This window comes from Streptomyces antimicrobicus (assembly GCF_020532625.1).
GTDB classification, from domain to species: Bacteria; Actinomycetota; Actinomycetes; order Streptomycetales; family Streptomycetaceae; genus Streptomyces; species Streptomyces antimicrobicus.
The window spans coordinates 1-7181 of sequence record NZ_JAJAUY010000212.1 but is presented as its reverse complement, the minus strand read 5'-3'; the positions used below and the strand labels follow the sequence as shown (position 1 = coordinate 7181).

The 7181-nt window shown below is 76.8% G+C and carries 7 protein-coding genes; 2 read left to right on the top strand and 5 right to left on the bottom strand.

The window, feature by feature from the left end:
- The coding region (locus tag LG632_RS28995) for a carbohydrate kinase family protein (RefSeq protein ID WP_308109393.1) at nucleotides 1-840 on the bottom strand (840 nt) is incomplete at its 3' end.
- Nucleotides 837-1760 carry a pseudouridine-5'-phosphate glycosidase gene (locus LG632_RS28990; protein ID WP_226730802.1) on the bottom strand — a complete coding sequence of 308 codons (924 nt, stop codon included), beginning with the start codon at nucleotides 1758-1760 and terminating at the stop codon, nucleotides 837-839. The genes LG632_RS28990 and LG632_RS28995, both read right to left, overlap by 4 nt.
- Before the next feature lie 165 nt (nucleotides 1761-1925).
- On the opposite strand from LG632_RS28990, the gene LG632_RS28985 reads away from it, so the two are divergent.
- Entirely contained in the window at nucleotides 1926-2381 is a 456-nt protein-coding gene (locus LG632_RS28985; protein WP_226730800.1) for a cupin domain-containing protein, read from the top strand.
- A 187-nt stretch (nucleotides 2382-2568) separates the two neighbouring features.
- Here the strand turns inward: LG632_RS28985 and LG632_RS28980 are convergent, their stop codons facing one another.
- The 3 genes from LG632_RS28980 to LG632_RS28970 form a co-directional block, all read right to left on the bottom strand.
- Nucleotides 2569-3849, bottom strand: a complete 1281-nt coding sequence (locus LG632_RS28980) for an MFS transporter (protein ID WP_226730798.1) — start codon at nucleotides 3847-3849, stop codon at nucleotides 2569-2571.
- A gap of 648 nt (nucleotides 3850-4497) precedes the next feature.
- Nucleotides 4498-5061, bottom strand: a complete 564-nt coding sequence (locus LG632_RS28975; RefSeq protein WP_226730796.1) for a methylated-DNA--[protein]-cysteine S-methyltransferase — start codon at nucleotides 5059-5061, stop codon at nucleotides 4498-4500.
- 45 nt (nucleotides 5062-5106) lie between these two features.
- Complete coding sequence (locus LG632_RS28970) at nucleotides 5107-5997, bottom strand: glycerophosphodiester phosphodiesterase (RefSeq protein WP_226730794.1); 891 nt, start codon at nucleotides 5995-5997, stop codon at nucleotides 5107-5109.
- Between the two features lie 207 nt (nucleotides 5998-6204).
- On the opposite strand from LG632_RS28970, the gene LG632_RS28965 reads away from it, so the two are divergent.
- Nucleotides 6205-7181: MHYT domain-containing protein (locus LG632_RS28965; protein WP_226730792.1), on the top strand; the 977-nt coding region annotated here is incomplete at its 3' end.

Sequence of the window (7181 nt, the reverse complement as noted above, 5' to 3'; positions counted from 1 at the left end):
GCAGCCGGCCCGGGCGGCGTCCGTCGGGGTGGCCCCGGCCAGGCGGGCGGCGAGGAAGCCGCCGGTGAAGGCGTCCCCGGCGCCGGTGGTGTCGACCGCCTCGGCCGGCTCCGCCGGCACCTCGGCGGTCACCTCCCCGGCCTCGGCGACCAGGACCCCGGCGGCGCCGAGGGTCACCACCACCAGCGGGAAGCGCAGGCTCAGTGCGGCGGCCGCCCGCCGCACGTCGGCCAGGCCGGCGAGGAGCCGGGCCTCGTCGGCGTTGGGCAGCAGGACGGACACCCCCTCCACGGCGCTGAGGAAACGATTCACCCCCAGGGTGGACAGGAATCCGGCCGAGGCCGGGTCCACACTCACCGGCACCCCGCGCTCCCGCGCCGCGCGCAGCGCCAGCTCCGCGAGCCCCCGGCTCGGGTCGGCGAAGAACAGATAACCCGACAGATGCATGTGGACGACGCCGTCCAGCAGTTCCGGGTCCCAGTCGGCGGCCGACAGCCGCAGCGCGGCCCCGCTGTCGGTCAGGAACGTCCGCTCCGCGTCCTTGCCGACCAGCACCACCACCGTGCCCGTCGACTCCACGGGGTCCGTCACCAGGTGCGGGCGCACCCCGGCCGCCACCAGCGCCCGCGCGTGCCAGTCGGCCGCTTCCGCGCCCACCCGCGCCAGCATGCGCACCTGCGCCACCCCGCACCGCGCCGCCCAGCAGGCGGCATTGGCACCGGCCCCGCCCGGCAGGGTGCGGATCCGGGCCGCCGTGTCGGTCGCCGGCGTCAGCGGTTCCGTATGGACGGCCACCACGTCCGTGACCACGTCCCCGATCACCAGCAGGGCGCCGCTCACCGCCCGGCCCACGCCACCGCGATCCGCGCGCCGAGCCGGACGTTGCCCCGTACCGCGGCCAGGTTGGCCTCCAGCGAGGCCCCGCCCGTCGCCCGGACCAGGAAGTCCAGCAGGAACGGTGTGACCGCCTGACCCGTGATGCCCCGCTCCCGGCACTCGGTGAGCGCCTGCGCGAGCACCCGGTCGTGCAGCTCCGGGTCGAGCTGTTCCTCCTCGGCCACCGGGTTGGCCACCAGCAGGGCCGAGTCCGCTCCCCCCAAGGCCTCCTGAGCGGCCATCACGGCGGCCACCTCCTCGGGCCGCGTCACGGTCCAGTCCACCGGGTGCCCCGAACTGGACAGGTAGAACCCGGGGAAGCGGTCCGTGCCGTACCCGAGCACGCTCACCCCCAGCGTCTCCAGCCGCTGCAACGTCGCCGGCACGTCCAGAATCGACTTCACCCCCGCGCACACCACCGTGATCCGGGTGCGCGCCAGCAGCGACAGGTCCGCCGACTCGTCCTGCGAGCGCACCCACTCCCGGTGTACGCCGCCCAGCCCGCCGGTGGCGAAGACGCGCAGCCCGGCCCGCGCGGCGAGGAACGCCGTCGCCGAGACGGTCGTCGCGCCCGTGGCGCCCGCCGCGAGGGCCGGGGCCAGGTCCCGGTGCCCGAACTTCCGCACCCCCTCGCCGCCCGCGACCCGCTCCAGCTGGGCCTTGTCGAGACCGGCGTGCGGCACGCCGTCGAGGACGGCGACCGTCGCCGGAACGGCACCCTCCGCGCGGACGAGGGCCTCCAGCTCCTCGCCCACGGCGAGATTGCGGGGGCGGGGCAGGCCGTGCGCGAGGATCGTCGATTCGAGGGCGACGACCGGACGGCCCTGGTCGAGCGCCTCGCGTACCTCTTCGGACAGGACGGGGATCACCGTGTGCTGTGGCATGTCCCCATCCATGGCACGTCACGTGCGCACCCAAACGCGCTCCTGCCACACCTGTCCGACGAGCACCCCTGGGGGAACGGTTCTGGACAGGGTGACGGGCCGGACGCCCCGATGCTGGACGGGTTGGCCACGGCCGCCGGCCGGCCCGGCGGCTAGGGTCGCGCCATGAGCACGCACGACCACGCCGCCGCAACCGCTGCCGTACCCGCTGCCGTATCCGCCCCTGGCTCTGCCTCCGCCCGTGCCTTCACCCCCGGCTCCGGCTCCGCCTCCGCCTCCTTCGCCGTCTCCGTCCCGGACGTGCCGGACTCCGAGCTGGAGGTCGAGGAGCTCGACCCGGCGCAGGTCCTCTCCGGCGACCCGGTGGTGACCGGCAAGGTGCTGTGGGAGTCCGCCGACGGCACGCAGGTGCGCGGGATCTGGCAGATCACCCCGGGCGTGGTCACCGACACCGAGGCCGACGAGCTGTTCGTGGTGGTCAGCGGGCGCGCCACCATCGAGGTCGAGGGCGGGCCCACCTTGGAGGTGGGGCCCGGTTCCGCCTGCGTGCTGCGGGAGGGCGACCGGACCACCTGGACCGTGCACGAGACGCTCCGCAAGGCCTACCACATCACCCTCTGACCGTCCGCCGCGCCGCCTCGGACGGCTACCGCTGGCGCGCGCCGGCCGTAACCGTCAGGCCGCCGTCCTGGCGACGGCCGTCCTGCCGGCCGCCCGACGGCGGCGACCGCCGGCCACCGCATGGCCGGCCGGACCTGGCCGCTCAGCCGGTCAGCCGCCCCAGGTCTCGGGCCTCAGGTCTCGGGCCTCAGTCCTCGGCCGGACCGCGGCGCGCCGTGTACAGCGTCAGCGCCGCCAGCGGCACCAGCAGCATCGCCCCGGCGGCGTTCAGCCAGCCGTAGCCCGCCTGGGCCACGATCAGCCCGCTGGCCGCCCCGCCGATGCCCGCGCAGGTGTTGCTCATCAGGTCGGACAGGCCCTGCACGGCCGCCCGGGCGGCCTGCGGCACCGAGTCGGTGAGCAGCGCCGAACCCGACACCAGCCCGGCCGACCAGCCCAGCCCCAGCAGGAACAGGCCTGCGGCGGTCTGACCGTGCCGGGGGCCCGCCGTGCCGGCCAGCAGCGCGGCGGTCAGGAGCAGGCTCGCGCCGATCCCGATCACGGACAGCCGGCCGATCCGGTCCGCGAGCCAGCCCCACACGGGCGAGAACGCGTACATGCCGGCGATGTGACCGCTGATCACCAGGCCGATCAGTTCCAGCCCGGCCCCGTGGTGGCTCAGGTCCAGCGGAGTCATCACCATGATCGACACCATGGTGGTGTGCGCCACGGCGATCGTCACGAGCGCCAGCCTCGCCCGTGGCGATGCCGCGACGGCGGCGAAGCCGGCGCGCAGCGAGCGGTCCGCGTGGCTCTCCTCCCCGGCCGGGGCCAGGGACCGGGCCGTCAGCAGCGGATCGGGGCGCAGCAGGACGCCGACCAGGGCGCCGGTGAGCAGGAAGATGACGGCGGCCCAGACGAACGGGCCCGCCGTCTCGGGTATGGAGGTGCCGGCGAAGCTGCGGCTGGCCGGGGCGGACAGGTTGGGGCCGAGCACCGCGCCGATCGTGGTCGCCCACACCACCGTGGAGATGGCCCGGGCCCGGTGGTCGGGCTCGGCGAGGTCGGCCGCGGCGAACCGGGCCTGGAGGTTGGCGAGCGACGCCGCGCCGAAGCAGGCCATGCCGAGCAGCAGCAGGGGGAAGTTCCGTACGGCCGCCGCCAGCACGACCAGGGCCGCGCCGGCGGCACCGGTCAGATACGCCAGGACCAGGCCCGGCCGCCGCCCCCGCCTGGTCATCAACGCCGCGAGCGGCAGCGACAGCAGGGCGGTGCCGGCCACGGCGGCGGTGGAGGCCATGCCGGACAGCTCGTCCGTGCCGCTGATCTCCGTGGCGAGTACGGGGGCCAGCGCGATGCTGACCGGCACGCCGAGCCCGCCGAGGATCTGGCTGGCGATGAGCACGGCGGAGGTCCGCCGACGCAGCCGGGGCAGCTCCGCCGGGGCCACGACCGGTAGCGGCTTGGTGGTGCCCTGGGCCGGGGTCACGCGGTACACCTCCCTTCACGACGAGCTCGGTGGACGGTCAGGGACACGGACGCGGGGCCGCCGGACGCGGCGGCGGTGGTCGCAGGGGTCACGGGCGCAGTGTCCCACTCCGCCCTCCCGCGCGAAACGGAGTTCTGCCAGGTCGGACCCGGTCGCAAGCACCCGGCGCCCCGGCCCGGCCCCGACCCCGGCCGGAGCGGCGGCCCGGCCCGGCCCCGGCCGCAGCCACGGCCCGCCCGGAACCACCGCCCCGCCCCGGCGGCAGCCGTGGGCTCGACCTGGTCGGGACGAGCCCAGGCCCGGCCCCGGAGGCGAGCCCAGGGGCGGCCGGACACGGTCCCGACCCGCCGGACACGGCCCCGACCCGCCGGAGGGCGAGCCCCGACGCGGCGGGACACGGGGACCCCGCCGGACACGCGACGCCCCGACGCCGCCGGGACGCCCGACCCGGCCGGGCACGGCGCCGAATCGGTCGGGACGCGAGCCCCGGCGAAGGCCGGACACAGCCCCGACACAGCGGGACACGACCCGGTCCGGCCTGGGCACGAGCCGCGCCCTCCGCCAGCCCACCCAGCCCCCCCGCGCCTCGCCCCGCCCCGGCCCGCCCCACACCCGCCCCCAGCCCCCATGCCCCCCGAAAGCCACCGCTCAGAACAGCGGCCGCGGCAGTACCCCCTCCAGTGCCAGCAGGGCGCGCTTGGCCTCCAGGCCGCCGCCGAATCCGCCGATGCCCCCGTCGTTCTCCACGACCCGGTGGCACGGCACCACGATCGGCAGCGGATTGGACCCCATGGCCGCGCCGACCGCCTGGGCCGCCCCGGGCTGGCCGACCCGGCCGGCCAGTTCGCCGTAGCCGACGACCGCGCCGTACGGCACGGAACGGTCGAGCTCCCGCAGCACCTGGCGGTTGAACCCGGAGGTCAGCCGCCAGTCGAGCGGCAGCTCGAAGCGGCGCAGCTCCCCGGCGAAGTACGCGGCCAGCCGGCGCACCGGCTCGGCCAGGCGTATCTCCGCGCCCGGCGCCGGCCGCCACGGCGCGAGGCCGAGCCGGGCCGCCACCGGGTCGATCAGGTCCGGGCGGTCCGGGGCGGCGTGGAACTCCACCCGGACCAGACCCTCGTCCGTGGCGGCCAGGAGGAGCGGACCGATGTCGCTGTCCACGACGGTCCATTCGAGGTGCGGCCCTGCGGGAGGCCGGCTGTCAGTGGTCACGCGTCCACCGTACGGCGACCCACTGACACCCGGTCCCGCCGCAGGTCAGAAGCCTCCTGTCGCCTCGCGCACCACGTCCGGCGCGTTGCTGATGAGGCCGTCCACCCCCAGCTCCTGCATCCTGCGCGCGGTCGTCGGGTCGTCCACGATCCAGGTGTCGATCTCCAGCGTCTTGCCGTGCGGCCCGCGCACGCGGTGCACCGCCGACACCCAGTCCGCCGAGATCGTGGTGTGCCACGGGTTGATCCGGTCGCTGAACTCGGCGTACCGCTCCAGGTCGGCCACCGCCGGGGTGCCGAGGAAGGCCGTGACGACCTCCGGCCGCTGCGTGTGCACGCTGCGGACGCTGTCCGCGCTGAAGCTCTGCACCACCAGGCGGCGCGTCACGTGCGACCGGTCGAGCCAGCCCGCCCGCGCCAGGACGTCCAGGGTCTCCCGCTCGATCCCCGGGTACAGCTCCGGCTTCTTGATCTCCAGCAGCAGCCGCTGCTGGTTGGCGTCCACCCGGTCCAGGTAGTCCCGCAGCGTCGGCACGCGCTCGCCCGCGAACCGCGCGTCGAACCAGCTGCCCGCGTCCAGCCGGGCGATCTCGGCGGCGGTGAAGTCGCGCACCCGCCACGGTTTGCGGTCCGGGTAGAGCTTCTTGGCGTCCGTGGTCCGGCTCAGGGTGTCGTCGTGGACGACGACGAGCTCGCCGTCCTTGGTCCGCTGGACGTCGTTCTCGACCCATTCGACGCCCATGTCGGCGGCGGCGTCGACGGCGGCCAGGGTGTTCTCCGGGGCGTAGGCGGAGGCCCCGCGGTGGGCGTAGACGACCGGTGCGCCCACCAGGCGCACCGGTTCCCCGGTGGCGGAGACGGAGGCGCTGGGACCGACGAGGGTGAGGGTGAGGCCCAGGACGGCGGCCACGGCCGCGGCAACAGGTCGGACGTTCATGTGCGGTCTCCTCGGGTCGAAAGGGGGTCGGCGGACGGCCCGGCCGGACGGCGTCACGGCCAATCCGTCCCGAGGCGGTGCGCGAGGGCGGCCCGCCGCCCTACGCTCGGCGGAGTCGGGCCCGGCGCGGCGCGCGGTGGTGCCGGCGGCGACCGGGGGGAGGCGGAAGGGCGGACTGGGGTGGGCGGGACGCAACGGGTGGCCGCGGTGCTCGGGGAGCATGGCTGGAGCATTCCCCTGCTGGGGTATCTGACCGCCTGTCTCGGCGGGGCGCTCGGGTTGCGCTGCACCACCCGGTCCCTCCTCGTCGGGCGCTCGTGGCGGCCGGGCTGGACGGCGCTGGGCGCCGCCGCCATCGGCTCGGGGATCTGGACGATGCACTTCATCGCGATGATGGGCTTCTCGATCACCGGGTCGCCACTGAACTACGACAAACGGACCATGGCCGCCAGCCTGCTCGCCGGCACCGCGATGGCCGCGGCGGGGGCGGTGATCGTCCGGTACGGCCGCGGCTCGGCGCTCTCCGTGCTCACCGCCGGCACGCTGGTGGGCCTGGGGGTGGCCTCGGCGCACTACCTGGGCATGGCGGGGGTCCGGCTGCACGGCCGGTTCGAGTACGACACCGGGCTCGTCGCCCTCTCCGTCGTCGTCGCCGTCCTCGCCGCGACCGCCGCGCTGTGGCTCGCGGTCAGGGGCGGCGGCCCGCTGCCGGCGCTCGGGGCGAGCCTGCTGACGGGTGTGGCGGCCACCGGCACGCACTACACGGGCATGGCCGCCCTGCGGGTCCGTCTGGACCCCGGGTCCGCCGCGGCGGTGGCCGCCGCCGGCCACGCCGGGCACGGCGGGCACCCGGCCCCCACCGGGCACGTCGCCGACGCCGCCGTCCCGCCCGACGCCGCCGTCCCGCCCGGCTCCACCGGCCTCGCCGACGCCGCCGTCACCCCCGGCGCCACCGCCGGCCCGGAAGCCCTGGCCGCGCTGCTCGCCGGCCCGCTGCTCCTGCTGCTCGCCGCCGGGGTGCTCGTGCTGCTCGCCGACGCCCGCCCCCGGGCCGGACGCGCGGGCGCGCGGGGGCGGGGGCCGGCGCCCCCCCCGGCGGGGGGGGGGGGGGGCCGGGGGGGGGGGGGGGGGGGGCCCGGGGGGGGCGGGCCCCGGGGGGGCCGGGGGGGGGGGGGGGGGGGGCC